Origin of the sequence: Variovorax soli NBRC 106424 (genome assembly GCF_001591385.1) — a bacterium.
In the GTDB taxonomy this organism is placed as follows: Bacteria; Pseudomonadota; Gammaproteobacteria; order Burkholderiales; family Burkholderiaceae_C; genus Variovorax; species Variovorax soli.
This window is the reverse complement of sequence record NZ_BCUU01000026.1, coordinates 1-25,826: the sequence shown is the minus strand read 5'-3', so window position 1 is coordinate 25,826 and position 25,826 is coordinate 1. Positions and strand designations below refer to the sequence as shown.

Annotated in this window: 22 protein-coding genes; 13 read left to right on the top strand and 9 right to left on the bottom strand. The window is 68.3% G+C overall.

The features are described from left to right. The first annotated feature begins 35 nt into the window (after positions 1-35). Together VSO01S_RS10250 and VSO01S_RS10245 are read left to right on the top strand one after the other, a co-directional pair. Positions 36-884, top strand: a complete 849-nt coding sequence (locus tag VSO01S_RS10250; RefSeq protein ID WP_068641980.1) for a fumarylacetoacetate hydrolase family protein — start codon at positions 36-38, stop codon at positions 882-884. Between the two features lie 2 nt (positions 885-886). Then, entirely contained in the window at positions 887-1,258 is a 372-nt protein-coding gene (locus VSO01S_RS10245; protein ID WP_084241796.1) for a nuclear transport factor 2 family protein, read from the top strand. 282 nt (positions 1,259-1,540) lie between these two features. Here VSO01S_RS10245 and VSO01S_RS10240 read toward each other — a convergent pair whose 3' ends face one another. The 4 genes from VSO01S_RS10240 to VSO01S_RS10225 are packed head-to-tail and all read right to left on the bottom strand — an operon-like array spanning position 1,541 to position 5,127. Continuing rightward, on the bottom strand, positions 1,541-2,944 hold the full coding sequence (locus tag VSO01S_RS10240; RefSeq protein WP_068641978.1) for a glycosyltransferase family 2 protein: 1,404 nt from the start codon (positions 2,942-2,944) through the stop codon (positions 1,541-1,543). Next, positions 2,944-3,993: a HEAT repeat domain-containing protein gene (locus tag VSO01S_RS10235; RefSeq protein WP_153305207.1), complete on the bottom strand. Its 1,050-nt coding sequence runs from the start codon at positions 3,991-3,993 to the stop codon at positions 2,944-2,946. The genes VSO01S_RS10240 and VSO01S_RS10235 overlap by 1 nt, the downstream gene beginning before the upstream one ends. Beyond that, a complete protein-coding gene (locus VSO01S_RS10230) occupies positions 3,974-4,735 on the bottom strand; it encodes a YaiO family outer membrane beta-barrel protein (RefSeq protein ID WP_068641974.1) in 762 nt (253 codons plus the stop codon). The genes VSO01S_RS10235 and VSO01S_RS10230 overlap by 20 nt, the downstream gene beginning before the upstream one ends. After that, positions 4,732-5,127: a response regulator transcription factor gene (locus tag VSO01S_RS10225; protein ID WP_068641972.1), complete on the bottom strand. Its 396-nt coding sequence runs from the start codon at positions 5,125-5,127 to the stop codon at positions 4,732-4,734. The genes VSO01S_RS10230 and VSO01S_RS10225 overlap by 4 nt, the downstream gene beginning before the upstream one ends. A gap of 114 nt (positions 5,128-5,241) precedes the next feature. Here VSO01S_RS10225 and VSO01S_RS10220 point away from each other — a divergent pair, with 114 nt between their 5' ends. Beyond that, positions 5,242-5,868 (top strand): TetR/AcrR family transcriptional regulator, encoded by a 627-nt coding sequence (locus VSO01S_RS10220; protein ID WP_068641971.1) that lies wholly within the window; start codon positions 5,242-5,244, stop codon positions 5,866-5,868. A 15-nt stretch (positions 5,869-5,883) separates the two neighbouring features. Here the strand turns inward: VSO01S_RS10220 and VSO01S_RS10215 are convergent, their stop codons facing one another. Further along, entirely contained in the window at positions 5,884-7,770 is a 1,887-nt protein-coding gene (locus VSO01S_RS10215) for an alpha/beta hydrolase domain-containing protein (RefSeq protein WP_153305206.1), read from the bottom strand. A gap of 398 nt (positions 7,771-8,168) precedes the next feature. Here VSO01S_RS10215 and VSO01S_RS10205 point away from each other — a divergent pair, with 398 nt between their 5' ends. Next, the gene (locus VSO01S_RS10205) at positions 8,169-10,367 is read left to right on the top strand and encodes an S-layer homology domain-containing protein (RefSeq protein WP_161944431.1); all 2,199 of its coding nucleotides are present in this window, start codon (positions 8,169-8,171) and stop codon (positions 10,365-10,367) included. Positions 10,368-10,397: 30 nt separating this feature from the next. Here VSO01S_RS10205 and VSO01S_RS10200 read toward each other — a convergent pair whose 3' ends face one another. Further along, entirely contained in the window at positions 10,398-12,236 is a 1,839-nt protein-coding gene (locus tag VSO01S_RS10200) for a sensor histidine kinase (protein WP_245684176.1), read from the bottom strand. A 240-nt stretch (positions 12,237-12,476) separates the two neighbouring features. On the opposite strand from VSO01S_RS10200, the gene oxlT reads away from it, so the two are divergent. The 3 genes from oxlT (at position 12,477) to VSO01S_RS10185 (ending at position 15,111) form a co-directional block, all read left to right on the top strand. After that, positions 12,477-13,814 (top strand): oxalate/formate MFS antiporter, encoded by a 1,338-nt coding sequence (oxlT, locus tag VSO01S_RS10195; protein ID WP_068641967.1) that lies wholly within the window; start codon positions 12,477-12,479, stop codon positions 13,812-13,814. 160 nt (positions 13,815-13,974) lie between these two features. Next, on the top strand, positions 13,975-14,322 hold the full coding sequence (locus tag VSO01S_RS10190) for a TA system antitoxin ParD family protein (protein WP_068641965.1): 348 nt from the start codon (positions 13,975-13,977) through the stop codon (positions 14,320-14,322). A gap of 15 nt (positions 14,323-14,337) precedes the next feature. Next, complete coding sequence (locus tag VSO01S_RS10185; RefSeq protein ID WP_068641963.1) at positions 14,338-15,111, top strand: hypothetical protein; 774 nt, start codon at positions 14,338-14,340, stop codon at positions 15,109-15,111. A gap of 3 nt (positions 15,112-15,114) precedes the next feature. Here the strand turns inward: VSO01S_RS10185 and VSO01S_RS10180 are convergent, their stop codons facing one another. The 3 genes from VSO01S_RS10180 to VSO01S_RS10170 all read right to left on the bottom strand — a co-directional run bounded on the left by VSO01S_RS10180 (position 15,115) and on the right by VSO01S_RS10170 (position 18,264). Then, positions 15,115-15,930, bottom strand: coding sequence for a response regulator transcription factor (locus VSO01S_RS10180; RefSeq protein ID WP_068641961.1), 816 nt, complete (start codon positions 15,928-15,930; stop codon positions 15,115-15,117). Positions 15,931-16,009: 79 nt separating this feature from the next. After that, on the bottom strand, positions 16,010-17,209 hold the full coding sequence (locus VSO01S_RS10175; protein ID WP_068641959.1) for an ABC transporter substrate-binding protein: 1,200 nt from the start codon (positions 17,207-17,209) through the stop codon (positions 16,010-16,012). 143 nt (positions 17,210-17,352) lie between these two features. Further along, positions 17,353-18,264: a LysR family transcriptional regulator gene (locus VSO01S_RS10170; RefSeq protein ID WP_161944430.1), complete on the bottom strand. Its 912-nt coding sequence runs from the start codon at positions 18,262-18,264 to the stop codon at positions 17,353-17,355. A gap of 23 nt (positions 18,265-18,287) precedes the next feature. Here VSO01S_RS10170 and fdrA point away from each other — a divergent pair, with 23 nt between their 5' ends. The 6 genes from fdrA to VSO01S_RS10140 all read left to right on the top strand — a co-directional run. Beyond that, on the top strand, positions 18,288-19,916 hold the full coding sequence (gene fdrA / locus VSO01S_RS10165; protein ID WP_306301708.1) for an acyl-CoA synthetase FdrA: 1,629 nt from the start codon (positions 18,288-18,290) through the stop codon (positions 19,914-19,916). Then, on the top strand, positions 19,917-20,906 hold the full coding sequence (arcC, locus tag VSO01S_RS10160) for a carbamate kinase (protein ID WP_068641953.1): 990 nt from the start codon (positions 19,917-19,919) through the stop codon (positions 20,904-20,906). Positions 20,907-20,944: 38 nt separating this feature from the next. Next, positions 20,945-22,387 carry a YlbE family protein gene (locus VSO01S_RS10155; protein ID WP_068641951.1) on the top strand — a complete coding sequence of 481 codons (1,443 nt, stop codon included), beginning with the start codon at positions 20,945-20,947 and terminating at the stop codon, positions 22,385-22,387. Beyond that, positions 22,381-23,970: a gamma-glutamyltransferase family protein gene (locus VSO01S_RS10150; protein WP_068641949.1), complete on the top strand. Its 1,590-nt coding sequence runs from the start codon at positions 22,381-22,383 to the stop codon at positions 23,968-23,970. The genes VSO01S_RS10155 and VSO01S_RS10150 overlap by 7 nt, the downstream gene beginning before the upstream one ends. A 68-nt stretch (positions 23,971-24,038) precedes the next feature. Continuing rightward, a complete protein-coding gene (locus tag VSO01S_RS10145; protein WP_068641947.1) occupies positions 24,039-24,908 on the top strand; it encodes a branched-chain amino acid ABC transporter permease in 870 nt (289 codons plus the stop codon). Beyond that, on the top strand, positions 24,905-25,826 hold a 922-nt coding region (locus VSO01S_RS10140), incomplete at its 3' end, for a branched-chain amino acid ABC transporter permease (protein ID WP_245684174.1). The genes VSO01S_RS10145 and VSO01S_RS10140, both read left to right, overlap by 4 nt.

Here is a 25,826-nt window from a genome sequence, read left to right as displayed (position 1 = left end):
CCCACCTCCAACTCTCCCGCCACCAAGGAATCAACATGAAACTCATCAGCTACCAATACAACGGCAAGAACAGCTTTGGCGCCGTGGTCGGCGACCGCGTGGTCGACCTCGGCGAGGTCTACGGCGCGCGCGCGCCCGACCTCAAGGCGCTGATCGCCGCCGACCTCGTCGCGGATGCCGCCGCCAAGGTGGCTGCCGCCAAGGCCACGCTGCCCCTGAATGAAGTGAAACTGCAGGCCGTGATCCCGAACCCCGGCAAGATCTTCTGCATCGGCCTGAACTACGGCGAACACATCCGCGAGACGGGCAAGGAAGTGACGGAAAAGCCGGTCATCTTCCTGCGCGTGGCCGATTCGCAGCTGGGGCATGGCGAGGACATCGTCCGTCCCCGCGTCTCCGAGCGCCTGGACTACGAAGGCGAGATCGCGATCGTCATCGGCAAGGGTGGCCGCCACATCTCCGAGGCCGACTCCTGGTCGCACATCGCCGGCTACAGCTGCTACAACGACGGCAGCGTGCGCGACTGGCAACTCCACACCTCGCAGTGGGGCCCCGGCAAGAACTTCTGGAAGACAGGCGCCTTCGGCCCCTGGATGGTCACCGCCGACGAGATCGCCCCCGACCAGAAGATGACCCTCATCACGCGCCTGAACGGTCAGGAACTGCAGCGCGCCACCACCGACATGATGGTGCACAGCATTCCGCGCCAGATCGCCTACATCTCCGCCTTCATTCCGCTGGAAGCAGGCGACGTGATCGTCACCGGCACCCCCGGGGGCGTTGGCAACAAGCGCACGCCGCAGATCTTCATGAAGCCTGGCGACGTCTGCGAGATCGAGGTGGACGCCATCGGCGTGCTGCGCAACGGCATCTGCGACGAATAACCGTGAGCGACGCCGCCGCCATCCTGGCGCTCGAAGAGCGCCGCCGCATCGGCATGCTCGCTTGCGACGCCCGGGCGCTGGGCGAGCTGCTGGCGCCGGACTTGCGCTACGTGCATTCCACCGGCGGCGTCGAGACCCGTGAAAGCCTGCTGGCGAAACTGGCCGGGGGGCAGATGGTCTACCGGCAACTGGCCTTCGAGCCACTGTCCGTGCAGCAGACGCCGGACGCGGCCATCGTCGCGGGCGAGATGCGGGCTCAGGTGCAACGCGGCGACGCGTTGCGCGATATCGCAAGCTGCTATGTGGCGGTGTGGCTCCGGCGCGATGCCGCCTGGCGGCTGGCCGCATTTCAAGGAACCGCCCTGCCACGCTGAGAACGCAGGGAACCGCCGGCAGCGCCGCCGAGGAATATCCCTCCGGCCGATCCAGATGCTGGTGCCGTTCGCGGCCGGTGGCGGCTCGAGCAGAACGGCCGCAGCCTGGCCGAGAGCATGGCACAGAACCTGGGGCAACCCATTGCAGGCGAGCTTCGGCGGGGTGCTGTTGCCCGCCCAACACCTTCCTTCATGACGCGTCCCATTCTTCACACCCTGATTGCAGCACGCGCCCTGGCCGCATCGGGCCTGCTGATGTCGTGAGAGTGTTCAGCCACCAGCCTAAGACCGCCCCTGCCACGACCCCTTGCGCTGCATGGCCCCCCAGTGCCCCTGCTTGCCGCGCGCCCACAGCCACAGGCCCTTGAGCCGCCACAGGCTGTTGAGCTGCCGGTAGCCGAAGTTCTCGGCCACCGCGATCAGCGCGAGCAGGGCCAGCTGCCGATACCTCGGGTACAGGTGGAAGGACATCTCCTCCATCAGCAGGCTGGAGACGGAAAAGAGCACGCCCAGCCCGATGGCCACCAGCAGGAAGGCGCCGAACGCCGCCCACGAGATCAGCCCGTAGCTGATGGCCAGGATCATGAAGAGGTAGCCGCCCACCTCCACCAGCGGCCCCAGCCATTCGAACAGCACCATGAACGGAAAGGCCAGCCAGCCCGGGGCGCCGCCCGGGCGGCCGAACATCAGGCCCCAGTGCGCCGCCAGGCTCTCGCCCAGGCCGCGCTGCCAGCGCACGCGCTGGTTGCGCAGGCTGCGCATGTCTTCGGGCACCTCGGTCCAGCACACCGGCTCGGGCACGAACTCCATGCGGTAGGGCACGCCCTGCGCGCGCAGCGCGTGGTGCATGCGCACCACCAGCTCCATGTCCTCGCCGATGGAGCGGGTCTTGTAGCCGCCCACGCGCACCACAGTCTCGGTGCGAAAAAGCCCGAAGGCGCCCGAGATGACCAGCAGCGCATTCAACCGCGACCAGCCCAGCCGCCCGAACAGGAAGGCGCGCAGGTACTCCACCACCTGGAACATGGCCCAGCCGTTGCGCGGCAGGCCCACGCTCAGCAGGTGGCCGTCGCGCACCACGCAGCCGTTGGCCACGCGCACCGTGCCGCCGCTGGCCACCATGTCCGGGTCGCGCAGGAAGGGCTTGACCACGCGCTGCAGGCTGTCGCGCGCCAGCACCGAATCGGCGTCCACGCCGCAGAACAGCGGATGCCGCGCGATGTTGATGCCGGCGTTGAGCGAATCGGCCTTGCCGCCGTTGTCCTTGTCGATCACGCGCAGGTTGGGGTGCAGCGTCGACCGGTACACGGCGCGGATCGGCTGGGTGGGCAGCCGCGCCGCGTACGACTCGGGAAAAGGCGCCAGCGCGAAGGCTTCGCGCAGCACCTCCAGCGTGGCGTCGCGCGAGCCGTCGTTGATGACGATCACCTCGAAGTCGGCATACGTCAGCTGCAGCATCGAGCGCACCGAGGCCACGATGGTCGCCTGCTCGTTGAAGGCCGGCATGAGCACGCTGATGGAAGGCTCCAGGCCCGAATAGGCCTGCGGCAGCTCTTCCAGCAGGCGCTCCTGGCTGTTGCGCATCAGCGAGGTGATGGCCAGCAGGTTCAGGCCGAAGTAGCTCAGGTTGAGCAGCACGAAATAGCCGAGCACGAACCAGGTCGCGGCATCGATGAAGGTCGCCATCAGGCCAGGCTCCGTTCTGCGATCACGTGCGACAGGATGCCCTTGGCCTCGGGGCCGGCCGTCGCGCAAAGTTCTTCGAGTTCGCCAGGGCGCAGCAGCGGCGAATCCACCAGCGCCTGGGCGGCGCCGTAGCGCACCCACCATTGCTCGTCCTGCAGCAGCCGCGCGAGCGAGCGCACGTCGGCCGGCTCGCCCAGGCGGGCGATGGCGGCAATGCTCTCGCAGCGCACGCGCCAGTCGGCGTGGCCCAGCAGGGCGCGCATCGCCGGCACGTGCTGCGGGTGGCGCACCAGCCGCAGCGACGCGGCAATGGCCTCGGGCGGCTCGCCGGGGCGCAGCAGCAGCACCAGGTGGCGCGAGGGCAGGTCCAGCCGCAGGGCGGCGGCCAGTTCGAGCGCCCGCATGCGCGCGGGCTGGCCCAGCCGCATGATCGATTCCGAGATGAGCGTGCGGCAGGCCTCGCGCGCGGGCGCGAGGATGCGCGACAGGCGGGCAATGTCCCAGTCGCGCCGCGAGACGACCAGGGGAAACAGGGTCTCGGCGCCGCCGGCCGCGTCGATCTGGATGAGCGCGCGCGCGGCCAGCAGCGACAGCACGGTGTCCGGCCTGGCGGCGGCGCTGCGCAGCGCATGCCGGGCCGCGTCATCGCGCAGGTGCCCCAGCGTGAGGATCGCCAGCAGCCGCGTGGCCCGGTCGCGCGCGTCCAGCATGCGCCGGGCCGCCTCGTGGCACTTCAGGCGCCGGGCCAGCGCGTTGAGATGTTGAGACGCCTCGCCGTGCAGCGACTCGTGCAGGTAGTTCCACAGCTTGAGGAAGGCGAACTGCTCGCGCCCGGCCAGGGCCGGCAGCGCGCCGTCGACCGGGCCCATCGACGCGGCCATCAGCACCGGGCGCCAGCGCTTCTCGAAGGACCGCATGCGCCGAAGCTCATGCGCGCGGCGCCACCGCAGCGCCACGATCAGGCCCAGCAGCAGCAGCGTGAGCAGGGCCACGCCGGCGGCCAGGACGAGGGCCGATTCCAGGAAGATGTCAGAACGAGTACTGAACACCCAGCCGGCCTCCGGTGCGCGTGTAGAAGCTGCCTTGCTCGGTGCGCGTGATGGCGTAGGTGAGGGCCCAGCGCGGGCTCAGGTGGTGGCGGCCCAGCAGGGCGATGGAGCGCACGTCGGCAATCACCACCTCGTTGGGCGCCACCGAGGTGGCCTCCTGCCCGTAGGCGGCGATGAGGCCGACCATGTTGCGCTCGCCGTAGTAGTAGTTGCCGCGCACCTCGAAGCTCTGCGCGTAGGTGCCCAGCGCGCGCACCGGCTTCCAGGCCACCGACCAGCTGAAGCTGGAGACGTACTGCTCCAGCCGCAGCAGTCCTTCGGTGACATGGTCCTCGGCATAGTTGGCGGACTTGAGCCCGCCGTACAGCAGCCAGGCCGGCGCGAACTCGTACTGCAGCTGGCCCGCCACCATGTTGCGCGGCAGGAAGCTCGCGTCGGGGCTCAGGCTGCCTTCGAGGTTGAGCGCCAGCTTGTCCGTCAGCGGCATCAGGTAGAAGGCCGCCGCGCTCACGTCCTCGACGCCGAAGCGCTTGGCGTCGTGCAGCGACACGCCCAGGTATTCGCGCTGGCCGAAGCGGTGCGTGATGTCGATGCCCGTGTCCTGCCAGTCGGGCGAGTCGTTGGAGAGGTGCTCGCGCGCATAGCCCAGCTCGACGGAGGTCGGCAGCTCGGCGCTCTGCGCGGCCGCGAGCAGCGGTGCGCCCATGGCCAGGGCGAGGACGCCCGCAGCGGCGCGCCTCACTTGGTCGCTTTCGTATGGCGCCGCACCCGGGCCATCAGCTCGTTGGGCGCGAAGGGCTTGTGGATGTAGTCGCTGGCGCCGGAGTCGAGTGCGCGCACTGCGTCCTGCTCGCGCGTCTTGGCGGTCAGCATGAGCACCGGCACGTCGCGCCATGCGGGCGTGGCGCGGATCAGCTCGACCAGCTGGAACCCGTCGACAAAAGGAAGCATCACGTCCAGAAGCACGATGTCAACGGGCGGTTGCGTCTGCACATAAGCCATGGCGCTGCGGCCCTCGCGCTGCAGATCGACACGAAAGTTCTCGCGTTCGAGCATGAACTGAAGCAGGTAGGCGATGTTGTCGTCATCCTCGACGACCAGCGCCCCGGGACGGGGCGGCGAGTTTGAATTCATCTCTCGATCTTAAGAAAGGACGATGGATCGAAACAGGGGGCTGTCCTCAATTGGCGACTCGCGGGGTTGCGTGGCACTCCGCTAGCATCGGTCGCCTTGAAAGGAGCGTCTGCCGTGACAGCGCGAAAGCAAAAGGAACCCGAGATCAACCGGGACGGCCTGCTGAAGGCCGCCGCGGCCGAGTTTGCCAGCCGCGGATTGCAGGGCGCGAGGCTGGAGGCCATTGCCGCCGAGGCCCGCATCACGCGCGCCATGATCTATTACTACTTCGGTGGACGCGACGGGCTCTATCTCGCAACGCTCGAAGAGAGCTACCGCCGCATCCGCGAGGCGGAGGCCGCCATCGATCTGCGGGGGCTCGATCCGGTGGAATCCATGCGCAAGATCACGCGCTTTCGCATCGACTACTACGTGCAGAACCCTTCGCTGGTCGCCTTGGTGGCCATCGAGAACCAGAACCAGGCCAGCTACATCAAGGGCTCCCGGGAGATCCGCTCGCAGGCGGGCGCATCGCTGGACGCCCTGCAATCGGTGCTCCGGCAGGGCCAGGAGGCCAAGGTGTTCCGCACAGGCATCGACATCGTCGAGCTGCATCAGCTGATGGTCTCGATGGGGATGTTCAACGTGGCCAACCAGCACACCTTCGGCGCCGTGTTCTCCAGGAACATGACCAGTCCCAGGCGGCTCAAGCGCACCAGGGACTGGGCCTGCGAGGTCGTGCTGAGGTTTCTGGCGGCTTAGTTACCGCGCCTGGGCCTATGGCTGCACCGGCAGGTCATCCTTGGCCCGGTCGTCGCTGAACCGTTCGTCCAGCCGGACGTTGCCGGTGGTCGAGGCGCCCAGGTTCGCCAGCTCGGCGATGAGGATGTCGGCGTATTCCGTCAGCAGCGCGGCCTGCTGGGGCGTGGCGCGCCGGCGTGCCAGCTGCTCGTCGATCTGCAGCTTGTACCGCTGGAGCCAGCCCGCAGCCTGGGTGAACCAGGCGAGCTTGGCCGAGCTGAGCGAAGCGGTGTAGCCGCGAGCGACCGCCAGCGTCGCGGCGTCGAGCGAACGCAGGATCGCCTCGTCGCCGCTCATGTACAGGAATTGCGTGTGATCGCGCAGCAACTGGGTGGACGGCTGGATGGGGAACTGGGCAAAGTTCGCGCACAGCGGGCCGCAGTCGAGCTGGCGGCCGTACACCGAGGTGGCCGCCTGGGTGAGCATTTCCCTGGCGTCCGCATCGAGCACGAAGCCGTCGCGCAGGTTCTCGAACACTGCCTTGGTGAACGGCGCCAGATACGCGCCGCGCGTCGGGTAGAGCTGGTTCAAGGTGGCCGTCTCGAAGGGAATGTGCGTCCCATTCAGGAAGCACAGGCCGCCGGCGCCGGGCAGCACCTCGTTGTAGCCCGAGTCGAGCGCGACGGGAACGGCGAACGGTGCCAGGCGAATGCCGCCGAGCGCGTTGCCATAGGCGTCGCGAACCACGGTCACGCCGTCGCCGGCGAGTTGAATCGCCGGGGAAGAAGGGGGAACTGCGGCCTTGCCGGAATGGCCTTGCCTGTCGCCCCAGCGCGAAAGCCAGTCGATGGCGGACGAGATCACGTAGCGGTCGGGGACCCGGCTGCGGCTGGGGTTGCGGCAGTTGTCGCGCAGTGGGGCCGAGGGCTGGTCGCGGCGCAGCAAGGCGTAGCGAACCGCGAACGAGGCCCAGTCGGAGTGCGACGCGCCGGCCAGTGACCAGGTCCGCAGCAGTTCGCTGTCGGGCTGCAGCACCGCGATCTCGTTGGCGGAGGCGGGCGCGGTGTACTCGGTTTCCGAGAGGAGCTTGATGATCGGATAGTTCAGGTCCGTGCGCAGGCGTTCGCCGCCGATGTAGAGTAGCGCCGCGTCCATGACCGGTTCGTCGCGCGTCTGGATGGCGTTCATCAGGACGGACAGGCGCCCTGCCGACTGGGAGACGCCGGCACCCACCACCTTTTTCACGTGCCGTGTCAGCGGCCCCAGCACGGCCGCGTGCCGCACGGCCTGGATGCCCTGGGCGAACACGTCGTAGCCCATCGGATCGCCGCTCGGAAACTTGCCGCCCGCCGTCAGGTCGAGCGAGCCGTAGCGCGCCGGGCTGAACTGCTTGAGCCCGAGGGTCGGGTTGGTGATGGGCCCGCTCTGCGCGGTGATGCCGACCCAGGCGTAGCCCTCGCGCAGGAAGAACTCGTGGGCACGGAACCAGAGCGCCTCCACATCGTAGTTGCTGGTGGCGTTCATCCATTCCACCACCACCACGCCGTTGAAGCGCCCCGGGTTCGCCGGCCGGCGCACCACCATGCGGGTCGTGTACGGGTTGCCCGAAGTGACGACGTTCGCCGTGGGCGATGCGGTTGGCCGTGCGCCGATGCCGCCCGAGAAGGTGGCGTCGTAGGTGTTGGCGACGCCGGAGAAGAAGAACTCTTCCTCCACATAGCCGCGCGCCTTGAGATCGAGGTCGGTCGCGAAAAAGGTGTGGTTGCGCGGGGAAGCCGAAAGGTCCGAAGGAATGGGGCCCGTCACGGTGGGCGTGGGGACCGCGGCCAATGCCGCTTTCGACGCGACCGCCACCAGTGCGGTTGCCGCGCCTCGCAGGCAGGCGGCAATGAATGACGAGCGGCCCAATTTGAATCCGACCATGGCTTGCACCTCGTTCTTGTGGGTGTGTTCGTTGACGCTCGAGGGTGTCTCGAAGGCGGGCCAGATTAACAACCTTGTTAAATGAAGACCCCTAGTGCATACCCGAACAGAACACTGCAAGGTTTTGCAGAACGTACGAGTTCGTACCAACATGTCTCGGGCAAGCGGTGAAGGGTTTACTTCACGAAAAAGCATGCCGTTCGGGTTTGACCTGAGATTTAAAAACGCACTAGTTCGTACATTGCCTGCCGCGGACGTCGTCGCCGCTGCTGCCGGCGCGGCGCACCCGAACGTGTTCCCAACATCCCATGGACTCTCCAACAATGACAGACAAAACGCTGAGCACTCCTTCCGTTTCCGCATCGCCGAGCGCGCAAGAGCCGGTCCCCTCCGAGCGGATGTCCCGCCGGCTCTTCGGGCAGCTGCTCGGATTGCCGACCGTGCTCGCGGCAACTGCTTCGGTGGTCACGGCATGCGGCGGCGGTGACGACCCCGCGGCTGCAGCGCCGTCACCCGCGCCGGCCCCCGCTCCCGCGCCCGAACCGGACCCGAATGCCGCCGCGATGACGCGCGCCGCGTTCGTCGCATCCATCTCCAGGTACTTCGACTGGGTGCACTCGTCGCAGTACAACGATCCCTACAAGCTGGCCCAGCCCACCTTCTCCGACGTGCGCGTGGGAGAAACCGAATTCGCCAAGGAGATCGAGACCGCGCTGGAAGAGGGGGTCGTCAGCAATGCCCTCGGCGGCTTCGAGCCGGCCCGCCCGATCACCCGCGAAGAGGCGGCCGAGATCTTCGTGCGGGCATTCAGAATCCCGGAATCGGGCACCGATGCGTTGAGCGCTTTCACCGACGCCGGCGCCATCAGCCCGCGCCGCAAGGCGAGCGTCAACGCCATCGTCGCCGCCGGCTACATGCAGGGCAGCACGGCCAGCCAGTTTGCGCCGTCAGCGCAGCTTCTCGTCGGGGAAGCCAAGCGTATCCTGGAAGACATCACCGCCCGCCTGGTCGCGCCGCCGCAGGTCATGTGCAAGTCGGGCACCACGGCGCCGCGGCGCTACGTGCGCATCTCCACACCCACGCCCGGCGCGAAGATCTACTACACCTACACGTTCGACGGTACCGAGCCGGCCGATCCGCTGACCGCCGGCATCGAATACGACTTCGAGCAGAACGGCGTGCTTCAGTTCGTCAACCCGCTCACGTCCACCACGGACTATCGGCTGTACCGCCTGAAGGCCGTGGCGAAGAAGGACGGCATGCAGACCAGCGCGGTGCAGACCTTCGTCTGGAACATCGTTCGCCCGCAGGTCGGGGCCTTCCAGGCCAAGCTGGTCCATGCCGGCACGCCCACGTCGCCCACCGTGTGGAAGATCAACAACCCGGCCGAGTACTTCCAGGCCTTCGTGTTCTACATCGAAGGCACGACCCGCGGCCTGGTGTTCGACGCCGGCGAGTACAGCTACCAGAAGGCGAACCTGAAGGCCTTCATCGACAGCATCGCGACCAAGCCCTACGACATTCTCATCGGCCACAACCACCCGGACCATGCCGAGCAGGTCTACAACTTCACCTCGGCCGGCATCACGCTCTACGCCTCGGCCATCGAGAAGGCCGCCCTGGCCGCATCGAGCCGCACGGACTTCCAGGCGGCCGGCGCCGCCGCCGTCGCCATCGCCGACGGCCAGGTGCTGGACCTCGGCAACGTGCAGGTCACGGCCTGGATGCAGCCCGGCCACACCCACGGCCTGATGACGGCCATCGTGAACCAGACCGGCTGGGTGTTCGGCTCCGACATGTGGGCCTGCAACCGCGCCTACACGGCGGACACCACCCAGTACAACCTCACGAAGGTGGACCTGTTCCTGTCATTGACGCAGCAACTGCTGGCCAACTACCGCAAGAGCAGCACCAGCGGGCTGATCACCGAGGTGACCAACGCGCACCAGGATGTGCCGGTGGCCATGGAGGGCGTCAACAACTTCGTCAAGTGCTTCCAGCAGCTGATCGACAAGGGCGACGTGGTGACGGTGCCGTCCATCCGGGGCGGGCGCCTGGGCAATCCGACCAGCCCGACCACGCGCAACTCGCGCATGAGCATGGTGGGCGACATGTGGCGCGACAAGAACTGGATGGCCATCGGAAATTCGCTGGGCAGCGGACTGGACCGCCCCGTCGACTACTTCACCAGGCCGACCACCGCCTACCCCTGCAATGCGACGGTCGACTACAACACGGCCGACGGGTTCAAAAAGTACTCGGTGCTCAGCAACATCGAGTTCGCCGGGGCGACCTTGGTCGGCGTCGATGTGTACTGGGGGGCACCGGCCAACGGCATGCCCAACAAGATTGCCAACAAGTTCGACCCCTGGACCTATGCCTACGTGGTGAACGTTCCGGCCGGCACGGGCAGCATCGTGGTCAAGCCCACGGCCATGTCGAGCAACGTCGCATCGATGAAGGTCAACGGCACGCTGCTCGCCCAGGGTGCGAGCATGAGCGTGGGCGTGGCCGCGGGCTCCACCACCACGGTGGAGGTCGTGTCGCCCGACGGCAGCACCAGCAGCCGCTACGACTTCAGCGTGGCTTTCGTCTAGGCGGCCCGGCTGCCCGCGGGCGAGGGCAGGTCAAATGATGGGCACAAGCTCGCGCGGTGCCCAGCGCAGCCTGATTCGCGTGCCGGCGCCGGGGCGGCTGGCGATGCTCATTTCCGCACCGATGGCCTCGGCCTGTTCCGCCAGTCCGACCAGGCCGTAGTGCCCGGTGGCGCCGATGCCAGGTTCGAAGCCCACGCCGTCGTCGGCAATCTCCAACTCCACGCTGCCGCCGTCCTGGCTGCGCGCCAGCTCCACGCGCAGACGCTGCGCGCCGGCGTGGCGCTCGACGTTGCGCAGCATCTCCTCGCACATGCGATACACCGTGTCGGCCGGCTGCGCGGCCAGGCCCGCGAGTTCGGCATCGATGCGGCAATCGAGCGCAATGCCCGAGCGCTCGGACAGCGCCTTGGCCTGTTCCGCCAGCGCCGCGCCCAGGCCCAGGTCGCGCACCGGGTTGCTGCGCAGCTGGTCGATGGCCAGGCGCGCTTCGCGCAGGCCCTCGCGCGCGGCCTGTTCCGCGCGCACCAGTTCGTCCGGCAGGGCCTCGGGCTTGGAAACCGCCATGTGCTTGAGCACCCGGATCTCGGTGAGCATGGCCATCATCGAATGCGCCAGCGTGTCGTGCAGGTCGCGCGCCAGGCGCAGGCGCTCGCGCACCACGGCGGCGTCGCGCGACTCCTGGGCCAGGCGGCTGATTTCCTCGGTGCGCTCGCGCACGCGCTCGTCCAGCTCGGCGTTGAGGCTTCGCAGCTCGTCGCGCTCTTCCTGCAGGCTGGCCAGCAGGCGGTCGAGCGCGGTGGCCAGGCGGGCGGCCTCGTCGCTGCCTTCGGGCACCTCGATGCGCGACGCGCTGCCGGCCAGCACCGCGTCGGCCGAGCGCGCGATGACGCTCACGCGCCGGGTGAGCCTGCGCGCCACCACCACGCCGCTGACGGCCGCCACCAGGCCCAGCACGGTCAGCATCAGCGCAATGCGCCATTCGATGGCGGTGGCGAAGGCGGCCACCGATTCCACCGGCTGGATCACCACCACCTGCCAGCCCAGGCGGCGCAGCGTGCCATCGGGCGATTGCGGCGGGGTCGCGATCAGGTAGGGGCTGTTGCCCAGCAGCCGGCGCAGGCGGATGCGCTCGGGCAGGTCGGAGCCGTCGTTGCCCAGGGTGGCCACGCGGCGGTCGAAGGGCGCGAGCGGCTCGCCCGCGTCGCGCCAGCGCTTGCCCACCAGCGGCTGCGGGCCTTCGCGCACCACGCCGTCGCGGTCGATCAGCAGCCATTCGCCCGGCGAGGCGCGTACGCTGGACACGAGCTTCTGCACCCAGCGCCACTCCATCTGCGCCGCCACCACGCCGACGATGGCGCCGTCCGCATTGGTGACCGGCGCCGTGAGCTTGAGGAAGTGCTCGCCCGGTGCGCGGCCTTCCTCGATCCATGCGACATCCAGGCCCTGCGACATCCAGGCGTGCTGGAACACGTTCTGGCCCAGCACGCTTTCGTCGGTGGCGCCCACGATGAAGCCGTCGGCATCGGTCACTGCCAGCCAGACCAGGTCGGGCACGCCCAGGCGAACGGCCTGCAGCGAGCGCTTGATGCCTTCGCTGTCCTTCTGCTGCACGTCTTCGGACAGCATGGACGCAACCACGCTCACCGACTGCAGGCGCAGCAGGAGGGCGGTGTCGAGTTCTGCGCTGACATGCTCGCCGGCCGCGTCGAGCCGGCGGCTGTACTGCTCCAGCATGGCACCGCGCACGTAGGAGCTCAGCCACAGGTTGGCCGCCAGCGCCAGGCACATGGCCAGCGCCACCAGCAGCCAGCCGACGGCGGCCGCCAGGCTTCGCCGCGGGTCGACGCGCTGCAGCAGCCTCTTGATCACGGCGCCGGCCTTGCGGTGCTGCCCACAGGGCAGGAGGGGATCGATTCGTTGTTCATGTGCTGGTGATTCTGAGCACGCGCCGCCTTTGCGCGCCATGACTTTGGTCATGCGGGCTTGCCCTGATTCATTGGGGTTTGTCTCGATTCCACGCGTGACTTCCGGCAGGCGCGCATTCCGGCCATTGGGCCGACAGTGCGTCCCATCACTCAGTCCCATTACTCAGCACGGAGACACGACCCCATGAACACCACCACCTCACTCAAGCACGGCGCCGGCGGCGGCCAGCCCGTGCGCTGGTCCGACAACCGCTGGCTGCAGCTGGTGGTCGGCATCGTGTGCATGATCGCCACGGCCAACATCCAGTACGCCTGGACGCTGTTCGTGCCCGAGATCCAGGGCAAGTTCGGCTGGGAGCGCGCTTCGATCCAGATCGCCTTCACCATCTTCGTGCTGGTGCAGACCTGGCTGGCGCCCATCGAGGGCTACTTCATCGACAAGTTCGGCCCGCGCCTGATCGTGGCCTTCGGCGCGGTGTTCATCGGCGCGGCCTGGGTCATCAACTCGCAGGCCACCACGCTCATGGGCTTCTACATCGGCGCGGCCATCGGCGGCATCGGCGTGGGCTCGATCTATGCCACCTGCATCAACAACGCGCTCAAGTGGTTCCCCGACCGCCGCGGCCTGGCCGTGGGCCTGACGGCCGGCGGCTACGGTGCCGGCTCGGCCGCCACCATCCTGCCCATCGCCTCCATGATCGAATCGTCGGGCTTCCAGCAGGCCTTCCTGTTCTTCGGCCTGCTGCAGGGCTCGCTGGCCTTTGCCGCCGCCTGGTTCCTGCGCGCCCCCAAGGGCGGCGAGACGCACGTTTCCACCAAGGTCAACCAGAGCCGGCGCGACTACACGCTGGGCGAGGCCCTGCGCACCAAGCTGTTCTGGCTGATGCTGCTCATGTTCACCTGCGTGGTCACCGGCGGCATGATGGCCGTGGCGCAGCTGGGCGTGATCGCGCAGGACCTGGGCGTGAAGAACTTCAAGGTCGACCTGCACTTCTTCGTCATGGCCGCGCTGCCCCTGGCGCTGATGCTCGACCGCATCATGAACGGCATCTCGCGCCCGCTGTTCGGCTGGATCTCCGACCACATCGGCCGCGAGAAGACCATGGTCATCGCCTTCACGCTGGAAGGCCTGGGCATCATCGCGCTGGGCTACTTCGGCCACAACCCGTGGGCCTTCCTGATCCTGTCGGGCGTGGTGTTCCTGGCCTGGGGCGAGGTGTATTCGCTGTTCTCGGCACTGGCCGGCGACGCCTTCGGCACCAAGCACATCGGCAAGATCTACGGCGTGCTGTACTGCGCCAAGGGCATCGGCGCGCTGTTCGTGCCCATCGGCAACCTGATGATGGAAGCCACCGGCACCTGGTCCACCGTGCTCTACACGGTGGCGGCCATGGACCTGTTCGCCGCCTTCCTGGCCATCGTCGCACTGCGGCCCATGCTCAAGGCCCACGTGGCGGACACCAAGCTGCCGCCGCCCGAGCCGCCGCGCACGCCGATGAACGGGCTGGCCACCGCAGGCTGATCTTCTTCCAAGAACGAGTTCTCTGTCCCCCGTGTGGCACGGGGTCTTCGCGGGGCGCGGCCGGTGGCTGCGCCCCGCATTTTTGTTGGGGGAGGAGGGCAATTGGTGCGCATTGCGAAGGCGTGGTAAATTGCCACAGTCCACCACGGCGGAGCGATTCATGTCCTCAAATTCCATTCGAGTAGGTGCCTCGCTTTTCAAGGAAGCCCAGAAGGAGGGCGCCCTCATGTCTCGTTCTGCGGCCCAGCAGATCGAGTACTGGGCTCGCCTGGGCGCTGCACTCGAAGCCGCAGGGCTTTCCGTCAGCGACGCTGCAAGGATGCTGCGTTCCGGCGAGCCGCAGAAGCACGCGTACGTGGCCTCCGAAGACGAGTTGTGGGCGCGCAAGCGCAAGCAGCAGAGGCAGGACGTGGAAAGCGTCCAGTCCGGGCGGCAATCGGCCGCCAGCATGAGCTGGTTCTCGAACGGACGAGCCAGAACGGTCAAGCTCGTCGATTCGCCGTACTGATGTACTGACGCGCGGATGGCGACGAGCCCGGTCCTGCCTTTCGACGAAGTCCCGCTCGATGCCGCGACGGTGGATCTGCTGCTGTCGAACATAGGCGTCGACATGGTGCTGGTCGGAGGTCAGGCATTGGCGTTCTGGATGGAACGCTACGGCCTCAGTCCCAACGGAATGATGGTCTCGAACGACGGTGATGTTCTAGGCCCCATTGCCAGGGCCTACGAATTGGCAGATGCCATGCGAGCCAAGGTCATCACGCCGCCCGAGAGGGCCATGACCTCACTGGTTGGTCAGATCCAGATGCCCGCCGATGAAGGCAAGGTGCGAAACATCGACGTCCTGCACAAGCTCTTTACCGTGAGCGGCCTGCGGAAGTCGACCGATTTCACGAACCGAGTCAGACGCGACAGCGTCAAGGTCGAATGGCGCCCAGGAAGGTTCATCCGAGTGATGGATCCGTTCGACGTCCTCGAGTCGCGCGTGCAGAACGCGGTCGGCCTGCTCGAAGACAAGGGCCCCCATGTGTTGACTCAGGCGCGATGGGGAATCGAGGTGGCGAAGGCTGCCCTCCTGAAGCTTGCAAGTCGGCCCGAAGAGGGCGCTCGCCTGGGCGCAAAGATCCAACGCGTCTACCAGCTGGCCAACAGCCAGATTGGCAAACGCCTGCTCAAGGAGCACGGGATCGAAGTGCTCGATGCCATCGACCTCGCCGCGCTGCGCGGCCTCGCGCCCACCCATGCGAAACAGCTGGACAAGGTCGAGGCGCTTGTCGGCGGTAGGCGCCGCAGCTGAGCCTCAACCCCCGTCCTGCTTGGCCCTGCCCCGCGCCAGCACCAGCACCGCCAGTTCGGTGCGCGTATTCGCATGGAGCTTCTGCATGATGCGGCTCGCATGGTTCTTCACCGTGCCTTCGGCGAGGTGCAGTGCCGCCGCGATCTGGCGGTTGCTCTGGCCCTTGGCGATGAGCTCCAGCACGGCGGCCTCGCGGTCGGTCAGCGGGTCGGGCGTGGGCACGGCCGGCGCTGCTGCGGCGGGGGCGGGCAGAGGCGCTGCGGGCGCGGCACTGGAGGGCGCAGGCAGGGCGGTGTCCTGCGGCTCCTGCGCCATGCGGTTGGCCAGCAGGCGGAACTGGTCCATCACCTTGCGGGCGATCTGCGGCGTGAGCCGCGATTCGCCGCGGTGCACCGCGCGCACCGTGTCCAGCACCTCGTCTTCCGACGCGTCCTTGAGCAGGTAGGCCTGCGCGCCGGCGCGCACGGCGTCGAACACCAGCTCGTCGCGGTCGAAGGTGGTGAGCACCATCACCCGCGTGTTGGGCAGCGCGGCGGAAATTTCCCGCGTGGCCAGCACGCCGCCCTTGCGCGGCATGTGCAGGTCCATCAGCACCACGTCGGGCAGCAACTGCCTGGCCAGCGCCACCGCTTCGACGCCGTCAGCCCCCTGGCCCACCACCTCGATGTCGGGCGCGGCGTCCAGCAAGAGGGCCATGCCGCGGCGGATCAGCACCTGGTCGTCGACGACGAGCACGCGGATGCGCGGCCCCGAAGAAGCAGAAGCGGAAGAAGAAGACGGGGCCGCATGTGCGGCCCCGGGGGAATTCTCGGTGGGCACCAGAAACGTCTCCAAATTCTTGTGTGCCCATTGTGCCGGGCCGATGCCGGCCCGGGAGAGAGGAAGGGTACTTAGCTGGTTACTTGCTGTTCATGTCCACCGGCAGGATCTCGTTGCCGATGAAGCGGGTCCACACGTAGTCGTTCTCGTTGAGGGCGTCGTGGTTCTCGGGCGAGAAGGGCTTGTCGTAGGTCTTGATCAGCCCCTCGTACTTGCCGATCTTGTAGAAGCCCTCGCGGATCGCGTCGCCCTTGGTGCTGCCGGCCTTGTCGATGGCCAGCGCCACCAGGTGCATCGCGTCGTAGGCGTTGGCCACGCCCACGGCAGGGGTGACGTCGCCCGGGCCCTTGATGTCGGGGTACTTCTTCTTCAGCGCCTCGAGCACGCGGTCGCCCACCGGCGTCTGCTTGCCGAAGAAGCTGTAGGTCTGCACGAAGACCACGTCTTTGGCATTGGGCCCCGCCAGTTCGGTGAAGCGCCCGCCAGCCGGACCCCAGTGCGAGACGATGGGCGGCTTCCAGGCCATGCGGTCGAGCGACTTCACCACCTGCGCCGAGGGGCCCACGTTGCCGACCATGAGCAGCGAATCGGCGCCGGCCGACTTCAGGCGCGACAGCTGGGGCGTCACGTCCACGTCGTTGGCCTCGAACTTCTCCACGCCGGCGGGCTTCACGCCCTTGGCCTTGAGCGCGGCCACCAGGCCGTTCAGGTTGGATTCGCCCCAGGGGTTGTTGACCACGATCACGCCGGGGCTCTTGGCCGAGTACTTGTTCTGCGCGTACTGCAGCATGGCCTTGTCCACGATCTCGTCCACCGCCGAGACGCGGAACGCGTAGTTGGGATTGGCGCCGTTGTGGGTGATGGGCGTGCCCGCGGCCCACGGGCCCATGAAAGGCACCTTCTGCTCGTTGGTGATCTGGATGATGGCCAGCGACACCGGCGTGTCGAGCCCGCCGATGAGCACCGCCACCTTCTCCTTGAAGATCAGCTCGCGCGCGGCCACCTGGCCCTTGGCGGGGTTGGCCTCGTCGTCGCGCCGCACCAGCTGCAGCGGGCGCCCGCCGAGCACGCCGCCCTTGGCATTGATCTCGTCGATGGCAATGGTCAGGCCGCGCTGGATGGCTTCGCCGGCTTTGGCCGACTGGCCGGACAAGGCCGTCACCAGGCCGATCTTCACGGGATCGGCCGCTGCCGCCGGCCCAGCGATGAGGACGCCGCAGACGGCGGCGATCAGGTGCCGGCGCGCAATCTGCACGCGGCTGGAACGGGTTGCGGGCATGCGTGTCTCCTTTGTATATGCGGAATGCCAGCGCAATTTAGTCCCAGCACCGCCGCGGCGCAGCCTCCCCAGACGCATAGTCCGAATTCATGAAGTGAATAAAGCGGGCTGCACCGGCCCGGTGCCGCCGCGGCCTGCCCGGGCTACTGAACGAGCACTTCGGCAATCAGCGAGCGGATCCAGCGGTTGGCCGGATCGTGGTGGTAGCGCTCGTGCCAGTGCTGCTTGATCTCGAAGGACGGGATCTTGATCGGCGGCTCGATCATCTTGATGCCGGGGAAGTCGGAGAAGGCCAGCGCGAGGCGCCGCGGCACGGTGACCACGTAGTCGGACTGGCTCACGATGATGGGCACCGCGGTGAAGTGCGGAATGGTCAGCGCCACCGGCAGCCGGTGCCGCGCGAATGCCCGCTGCACCACCGCCGCATGGCCGGTGCCGGGCGTGGTGATGATGGCGTGGCGCATCTCCATGAACTCGTCCACACCGACCGGCTTGTTGGCCTGCGGATGGTCGGCACTCATCAGGCACACGAAGTTGTCTACGTACAAACGCTGTTGGTAGAAACCCGCTCTCAAATCGGGGAAAAAACCGATGGCCAGGTCCACGTCGCCGGAGGCCATGGCTGCCTGCTCGCCGTACTCCGGAATGCGCAGCACATTCACCTTGGCATTGGGTGCGCGCTGCACCATGGTGCGCAGCAGCTTCGGCAGGAAAACGGCCGCGCCGATGTCGGTCACGTAGAAGTTGAAAGTGCAGGTGGCCGACAGCGGTTCGAAGGTGGTGTCGATGTTCAGCGAGTTGGCCACCAGCTCGCACGCGCGCTGGATCGGCGGGCCCAGCATCTCGGCATAGGGCGTGGGCTGCATGCCGCCGCCGGTGCGCACGAACAGCGGGTCGTTGAAGGTCTTGCGAAGGCGCGCCAGCGCGTTGCTCATGGCCGGCTGCGAGAGGCCGATGCGCCTGCCTGCGGCGGTGATGTTGCGGTCTTTGAGGATCGCATCGAACACCACGAGCAGGTTCAGGTCCAGGGAGCTGAGGCGGAGGCTGTTATCCACGGCATGAATCTTAAACATATCCGATGCCGTCTGGACACCCCATGCACCCGATTCATACAGTGCCCGCACAACACCACCGTTGCACCGAATCGACGAAAGGTATCCACGTGCCAGTCTCCGTCTCTATCAAACCGAACCTGTACAAGGATTCAGTCGCGTTGATGCGCATCGGGCAGCTCGTGCTGGCCCAGGAAGGCGTGAAGCGCGTGACCCTGCTGATGGGAACGCCCGCCAACAAGGCGATCATGGCCGCCTCGGGCCTGCTCGACCCGGCGCTGGAGGCCGCGCGCCCCGGCGACGTGATGGTCAGCGTCGAGGCCGACACCGCCGAGCTGCTGGAGACCGCGCTGGCCGACGTGGCCGCGCAGCTCGAAGGCTCGCAGAAGAAGGACGAGGGCGGCGGCGAGGGCTTCAAGCTGCCGCTGCGCTCCATCTGCATGGCGCGCACGCGCTCCGATGCGGTGCTGGCGCAGATCTCCGTGCCCGGCCCCTACGCCGCCGGCGAGGCCATGAAGGCGCTGCGCGCCGGCATGCACGTCTTCCTGTTCAGCGACAACGTGCCGCTGGAGCAGGAGCGTGCCCTCAAGGACGTGGCGGCGCGCAAGGGCCTGCTGGTGATGGGGCCCGACTGCGGCACCGCCATCATCCGCGGCACGCCGCTGGGCTTTGCCAACGTGGTGCGCGATGGCGCCATCGGCCTGGTGGGCGCGTCCGGCACCGGCCTGCAGGAAGTCAGCAGCCAGATCGACACGCTGGGCCAGGGCATCCGCCATGCCATCGGCACCGGCGGGCGCGACGTGTACGCCGAGATCGGCGGCGCCACCATGCGCCAGGCCATCGACCTGCTGGCCGCCGATGCCGCCACGCGCGTGATCGGCATCGTCTCCAAGCCGCCGGCACCCGAGGTGGCCGAGCGCATCTTCGAGCAGCTGGAAGCGGTGGGCAAGCCGGCCGTGGTGCTGTTCCTGGGCGCCGAGGCGCCGGCGCGCAAGCTGCCGCCGCACATCGTGGTGGCCACCACGCTCTTCGATGCCGCCGCGGGTGCGGTGGCGCTGCTCGAAGGCAAGCCCTATGCACCGTCGCGGCAGAGCGAGGAGTCGGTGCGCGCGGCCCAGCACGAGGTGGAGCGTCTGGCGCCCACGCAGCGCGCGGTGCGGGGCCTGTATTCGGGCGGCACCTTCGCCTCCGAGGCGCAGATCCTCTGGAACCGCCTGGGCCTGGGCGCGCAGGACGGCCACGAGGCCGTCGACCTGGGCGACGACGAATACACCGTGGGCCGTCCGCATCCCATGATCGACCCGAGCGCCCGCCTGGAGCACATCGAGCGCGAGGCGGCCGACCCGGCCACCGCGGTGATCGTGCTGGACGTGGTGCTGGGCTACGCCGGCCACGAGGACCCGGCCGGCGCACTGGCTCCTGCCATCGCCGCAGCCAAGGCGTCGTGCGCGAAGGCCGGCCGCCACCTCTCGGTGCTCGCCTTCGTGTGCGGCACCGAGCGCGATCCGCAGCGCCTGTCGGTGCAGCAGGCGCGCCTGCGCGAAGCCGGCGCGCTGGTGCTGCCCAGCAGCACGGCGGCGGCGCGCATGGCCGGCGAGATCGGTCTGCGCGCCGCGGCGCGTGCGAAGAAACCCACTCTGGAAGCGGTGAAGTAGATGAACAGCCGAATCGACGCCGTCGCCGCGCAGCGCGACCTCCGGGCGGCCCAGCGCCGCGTGGTCATCGCCTTCGGCGGCAACGCCGCCTACCCGCCGGGCATCAAGGGCCTGGCCTCCGAGCAGATGGCGCTGATGGCGCAGGCCTGCGAACACCTCGCGCGCATCGTGCAGGAGGGCTTCAGGATCGTCCTCACCCACGGCAACGGGCCGGTGGTGGGCAACATCCTGTTCCGCATGGCGCGCACCGCCAACGAGCTGCCGCCCATGCCCATGGACGTGTGCGTGGCCCACTCGCAGGGCGGCATGGGCTACATGCTGCAGCAGACCCTGGCCAACGTGCTGCACCAGCACGGCGTGGACATGGAGGTGAGCTCCATCGTCACGCAGGTGGAGGTGGATGCCAACGACCCGGGCTTTGCCAACCCGACCAAGCCGGTGGGTCGCTTCTTCAGCGAGCAGGACGCGCAGCAGCTCACGCGCGAGCAGGACTGGCGCTTCGTCGAGGACTCGGGCCGCGGCTACCGGCGCGTGGTGCCGTCGCCGCAGCCCCGGCGCATCGTCGAGCTGGGCGCCATGGAAGCGCTGCTGGCGGCCAACGTGATCCCGATCACCGTCGGCGGCGGCGGCATCCCGGTCACGCGCGACGAGAACGGCTGCTACCACGGCGTGTCGGCCGTGATCGACAAGGACCTGACCAGCGCCATGCTGGCTGCGCAGCTGGGCGCGCAGTCGCTGGTGATGCTCACCGGCGTGGACCGCGTGGCGGTGGATTTCGGCAAGCCTACGCAGCGCGCCATCGACCGCATGACGGCCGCCGAGGCGCGCGCCCACCATGCCGACGGGCAGTTCCCGCCCGGCAGCATGGGCCCCAAGATCGAAGCGGCGCTGCGCTACCTCGACGCGGGCGGCACCGAAGTGATCATCACCTCGATCGAGTGCCTGCACGGCGCGCTGCAGGGCACCGCCGGAACCCGGATCGTCCCGTGAACGCGGGCACCCCAAGAACACGACTAGGAGAAAAGAAGATGAGTGTCGCGCTTCTCGAGCAAGACGGCCTGTCCGTCATGAACGTGGGTCTGGAGTCGTTCACGCGCAGCGTGACCGAGCGTGGCGGCCAGGCCCTGCAGCTGGACTGGCAGCCGCCGGGCGATGCGGACGCATCGCTGGCCTGGGCCCTGGCCAACCTGGCGGGCGACGCGGACGACCCCGGGTGCATCGGCTCGCGCATCGACGCCGCCAACAAGGTGGCGGTGGAGCGCATCACCTCCGCGCAGCCCATGCTGGTGGACGTGGCGCTGCACGCACGCGACGTGTGGCCCGACATCGGCCGCACGCTGCTGCATGCCGGCGCGCCCATCGCCTGGGACAGGATGTGCGGCCCGATGCGCGGCGCCATGGTCGGCGCGGTGCTGTACGAAGGCTGGGCCGACTCCGAAGCGCAGGCCGAGGAAATGCTGGGCCGCGGCGAATTCAAGTTCGCCCAGTGCCACGACTACGGCGCGGTGGGCCCGATGGCCGGCGTGATCTCCTCGTCGATGCCGCTCTTCGTGGTGCGCAACGAGACCTTCGGCAACATGGCCTACTCGAACATGAGCGAGGGCATCGGCCGCGTGCTGCGCTTTGGCGCCAACGGGCAGGACGTGATCGACCGCCTGCGCTGGATCGAGAGCGTGCTGGCGCCCACGCTGCAGACGGCGGTGCGCGCCATCGGCGGGCTGGACCTGCGCGCCATCCAGGCGCAGGCGCTTTTGATGGGCGACGAAGTGCACAGCCGCAATGCGGCGGCCACGCTGCAGTTCCTGGCGGCGATCTCGGTGCCGCTGGCCGACGCGCCGGGCGACCGCGGCCCGATCCGCGAGACGCTGGAATTCATCGCGGGTAATTCCCAGTTCTTCCTGAACCTGTCGATGACATCGTCCAAGGCCACGATGGACGCCGTGCACGGTATCGAGAACTGCAGCATCGTCACCGCCATCGCGCGCAACGGCGTGACCACGGGCGTGCGCGTCAGCGGCCTGGGCAAGCAGTGGTTCCAGGCCGCCTCCGAAATGCCGCAGGGCCTGTACTTCCCCGGCTTTGTCGCGACCGACGGCAACCCGGACCTGGGCGACAGCGCCATCTGCGAGACCGCCGGCTACGGCGGCTCTTCGCTCGCGGCCTCGCCCGCGCTGGTGCAACTGGTGGGCGGCACGGTGGCGCAGGCGGTGGGCTACTCGCGCGAGATGTACGAGATCACCGCGGCGCGCAACGGCGCGCTGTCGCTGCCCAACCTGGACTTTGCCGGCGCACCGTGCGGCATCGACATCCGCAAGGTGGTGGACAACGGCATGCGGCCGGTGGTCACCACCGGCATCGCGCACAAGCAGGCCGGGGTGGGGCAGATCGGCGCGGGCATCGTTCGCTCGCCCATGGGCTGCTTCACGCAGGCGGTGATGGCCCTGGCACAACAGGCGAAACCGGCATGCTGAGGGCGCTGAGTTCCCCGCGCGGCATGGCGACCGCGCCGCACCACCTGGCCGCACAGGCCGGTGCCGGCGTGCTGCGCGACGGCGGCAACGCGGTCGAGGCGATGGTGGCGGCCGCCGCGGTGATTGCCGTGGTGTACCCGCACATGAACAGCATCGGCGGCGACGGCTTCTGGCTGATCAGCCAGCCGGGCAAGGCGCCGCGCGGCGTGGAAGCCTGCGGCCGCGCCGCCGGACTGGCCACGCGCGACTGGTACCGCAATGCGGGCTACCCTGAGGCGATTCCCTCGCGCGGCCCGCTGGCGGCCAACACCGTGGCCGGCGCCGTGTCGGGCTGGCAGGCGGCGCTGGAGCATGCCGGCGGCAAGCTGCCGCTGTCGCGCCTGCTGCAGGACGCCATCTGGTACGCGCGCAACGGCGCGCCGGTCACGCAGAGCCAGATCGACTACACGCAGAAGTTCCGCGAAGAGCTGGCGCCGCAGCCGGGCTTTGCCCAGGCCTTCCTGCGCGATGGCGGCGCCTTGCCCGAGGTGCGCAGCGTGCAGCGCTTTCCGGCGCTGGCCGGCACGCTGGAGCAGCTGGCGCAGCGGGGCCTGTCGGACTTCTACCGCGGCGAGATCGCGCATGCGCTGGCGGCCGAGCTGGAACGCCTGGGCAGCCCCGTGCGCCTGCAGGACCTGCAGCGCCACCATGCCTCGCTCGTCACGCCGCTGGAGGTGAAGCTGTCGGTGGGCACCGGCTACAACATGCCGCCACCCACGCAGGGCCTGGCCTCGCTGATGATCCTGGGCATCTTCGACCGCATCCGCGAGGGCGCCACGGTCGACAGCTTCGCCCATGTGCACGGCCTGGTCGAATCGACCAAGCAGGCCTTCCTGGTGCGCAACCGCCATGTGGGCGACCCCGAGGCGATGACGGTGGACCCGGCCGACTTCCTCACGCCCGCGGCGCTGGACGAGCGTGCCAGGGCCATCGACCCGGCCCGTGCGCGCCCCTGGCCTGAGCCGGCCATCAAGGGCGACACGGTGTGGATGGGCGCGATGGACGGCGAAGGCTGCTCGGTGAGCTACATCCAGAGCGTGTACTGGGAGTTCGGCTCCGGCGTGGTGCTGCAGGACACCGGCATCAACTGGCAGAACCGCGGCTCCAGCTTCTCGCTCGACCCGGCCTCGCACCTCGCGCTGGAGCCGGGCCGCAAGCCCTTCCACACGCTCAACCCGGCGCTGGCGCGCCTGTCAGACGGGCGCGAGATGGTCTACGGGAACATGGGCGGCGACGGCCAGCCGCAGAGCCAGGCCGCGGTCTTCAGCCGCTACGCCATGTTCGGCCAGGACTTGCAGCAGGCCGTCACCGCGCCGCGCTGGCTGCTGGGCCGAACCTGGGGCCAGATGAGCGTGAGCCTGAAGGTCGAGGACCGGCTCGACCCGGCCGTGGTGGATGCGCTGAAGAAGGCAGGCCACGACGTGGAGCTGATTCCCGGCTTCTCGGATTTCGTGGGGCATGCGGGCGCGCTGGTGCGCCACCCCAACGGAATGATCTCGGGCGCGTCGGATCCGCGCTCGGACGGGTTGGTTGCAGCGCTCTGAGCTGCAGGCAAGTGGTGGTTGGATGAAACAGGGCCTCGCCACGGGCCCCATAACGAAGGAGACATGAATTGATATCTCTGGCACTCGTCTCGGGCCTGTGCATGGGGGGCATGTACGGCCTCCTTGCGCTGGGCTTCCACATCACCTTTGCCGTGTCGAACACGGTCAACTTCGCGCACGGCACCTCGCTCATGCTGGGCGCGGTGCTTTGCTACATCTTCTCGGCGGCCTGGGGCTGGCCGATCGCTCTGGCGATCGTCGCGGCCCTGGTGCTGTGCGGGCTGTGGGGCATGCTCATCGAGCGCACGGCGGTGCGGCCCTTCGTGCGCGCGGGCTCCAATGCCTGGCTCATGGCCACCATCGCGGTGGGCATCATCCTGGAGCACACGGTGATGTTCACCTTCGGCAAGGAGCCGCGCTCGCTGGTGCTGCCGGTGTCGGGCGAGGCCTTCTCGGTGGGCGGGCTGGCGGTGTCGCCGCTGCAGATCGCCATCCTGGTGGTGGCCATCGGCGTGGCCTCGGGCCTGCATGCCTTCTCCACCCACACCAAGTACGGCAAGGCGCTGCTCTCGGTGGTGCAGAACCCGCAGGCGGCCAGCCTCATGGGCGTGGACGTGCCGCGAGCGGTGATGTACTGCTACGCCGCATCGACGGTGCTGGCAGGCATTGCCGGCATCCTCATCGCGCCGCTCTTCTCGGTGTCGGCCGAGATGGGCACGCTGTTCGGCGTGAAGGCGTTCGCGGTGGGCATCCTGGGCGGCCTGAGCAGTGCGCGCGGCGTGGTGCTCGCAGGCTTCATCTTCGGCATCGTGGAGGCGCTCATCACCTCCATGCTGGGGTCGGCCTACACCAACATCCTGGCCTTCGGCCTGGTGATCTTCGCCTTGGCCGTGCGGCCGCACGGGCTGCTGGGCAAGGCAGGAGTGAAGAAGGTATGAAAGCACCACGCGACTCCATCCTGATGGCGCTGGCCGCCACCACGCTCGTGTTCGCCGCCATGGCGGACCAGTACTACCTGTTCCTGCTGGTCATCGGCGCGCTCACCGTCATCGTCGGTGTCGGCCTGAACGTGCTGATGGGCCTCACCGGCCTGGTCTCCTTCGGCCACGTGGGCTTCTATGCCATTGGCGCCTATGCCACCGCCGCGCTCAGCACCAAGCTGGGCTGGGGCTTCTGGTGGACGCTGCCCGTGAGCATCCTCATCACCGGCGTGCTCGGCGCCTTGCTCGGCCTGGTGGCTTTGCGGGTGAAGGGGCCGTACCTGGCCATGGTCACCATCGCCTTCGGCTTCGTGGTGGAGTTCACCGCCGTGGAGTGGGAGCATGTGACCGGCGGGCAGAACGGGATCATGAACATTCCCTACCCGACGCTGGGCAGCTGGTCCATCGGCGAGCGCGGCGTGGCGGTGGCCGCCATCCTGCTCATGCTGGCCACGCTGGTGTTCTACAAGCTCATGGTGCGCAGCAGCTGGGGCCTGGCGATGCGCGCGGTGCGCGACTCGGAAATCGCCGCCGGCTCGATGGGCGTCAACCCGTTGGCCGTGCGCACGCTGGCCTTCACGCTCTCGGCGGTGCTGGCGGGCATTGCGGGTTCGTTCTACGCGGTGGCCACCACCTTCGTCACGCCCAGCGCCTTCAACTTCTTCCAGTCGATCCTGTTCGTGCTGGCGGTGGTCATCGGCGGGTCGGGCCGCACCTACGGGCCGGTGATCGGCGCCGCCATCGTGGTGGCGCTGCCCGAGGCCCTGTCGGACTTTGCCGAGTACCGCATCCTGCTGTTCGGCATCCTGCTGCTGGCGGTGCTGCGCTTCGCGCCCAGCGGCGTGGCCGGTGCGCTGGCCGGGCGCTGGAGCCGCG

Excerpts from the sequence above, each read along its gene's own strand:
- oxlT (WP_068641967.1), top strand. The coding sequence starts at position 12,477 with ATGAACACCACCACCTCACTCAAGCACGGCGCCGGCGGCGGCCAGCCC.
- VSO01S_RS10205 (WP_161944431.1), top strand. The coding sequence starts at position 8,169 with ATGTCCCGCCGGCTCTTCGGGCAGCTGCTCGGATTGCCGACCGTGCTC.
- VSO01S_RS10185 (WP_068641963.1), top strand. The coding sequence starts at position 14,338 with ATGGCGACGAGCCCGGTCCTGCCTTTCGACGAAGTCCCGCTCGATGCC.
- VSO01S_RS10190 (WP_068641965.1), top strand. The coding sequence starts at position 13,975 with ATGTCCTCAAATTCCATTCGAGTAGGTGCCTCGCTTTTCAAGGAAGCC.
- VSO01S_RS10215 (WP_153305206.1), bottom strand. The coding sequence starts at position 7,770 with ATGGTCGGATTCAAATTGGGCCGCTCGTCATTCATTGCCGCCTGCCTG.
- VSO01S_RS10150 (WP_068641949.1), top strand. The coding sequence starts at position 22,381 with ATGCTGAGGGCGCTGAGTTCCCCGCGCGGCATGGCGACCGCGCCGCAC.
- VSO01S_RS10175 (WP_068641959.1), bottom strand. The coding sequence starts at position 17,209 with ATGCCCGCAACCCGTTCCAGCCGCGTGCAGATTGCGCGCCGGCACCTG.
- arcC (WP_068641953.1), top strand. The coding sequence starts at position 19,917 with ATGAACAGCCGAATCGACGCCGTCGCCGCGCAGCGCGACCTCCGGGCG.
- VSO01S_RS10240 (WP_068641978.1), bottom strand. The coding sequence starts at position 2,944 with ATGGCGACCTTCATCGATGCCGCGACCTGGTTCGTGCTCGGCTATTTC.
- VSO01S_RS10250 (WP_068641980.1), top strand. The coding sequence starts at position 36 with ATGAAACTCATCAGCTACCAATACAACGGCAAGAACAGCTTTGGCGCC.
- fdrA (WP_306301708.1), top strand. The coding sequence starts at position 18,288 with ATGCCGTCTGGACACCCCATGCACCCGATTCATACAGTGCCCGCACAA.
- VSO01S_RS10155 (WP_068641951.1), top strand. The coding sequence starts at position 20,945 with ATGAGTGTCGCGCTTCTCGAGCAAGACGGCCTGTCCGTCATGAACGTG.
- VSO01S_RS10225 (WP_068641972.1), bottom strand. The coding sequence starts at position 5,127 with ATGAATTCAAACTCGCCGCCCCGTCCCGGGGCGCTGGTCGTCGAGGAT.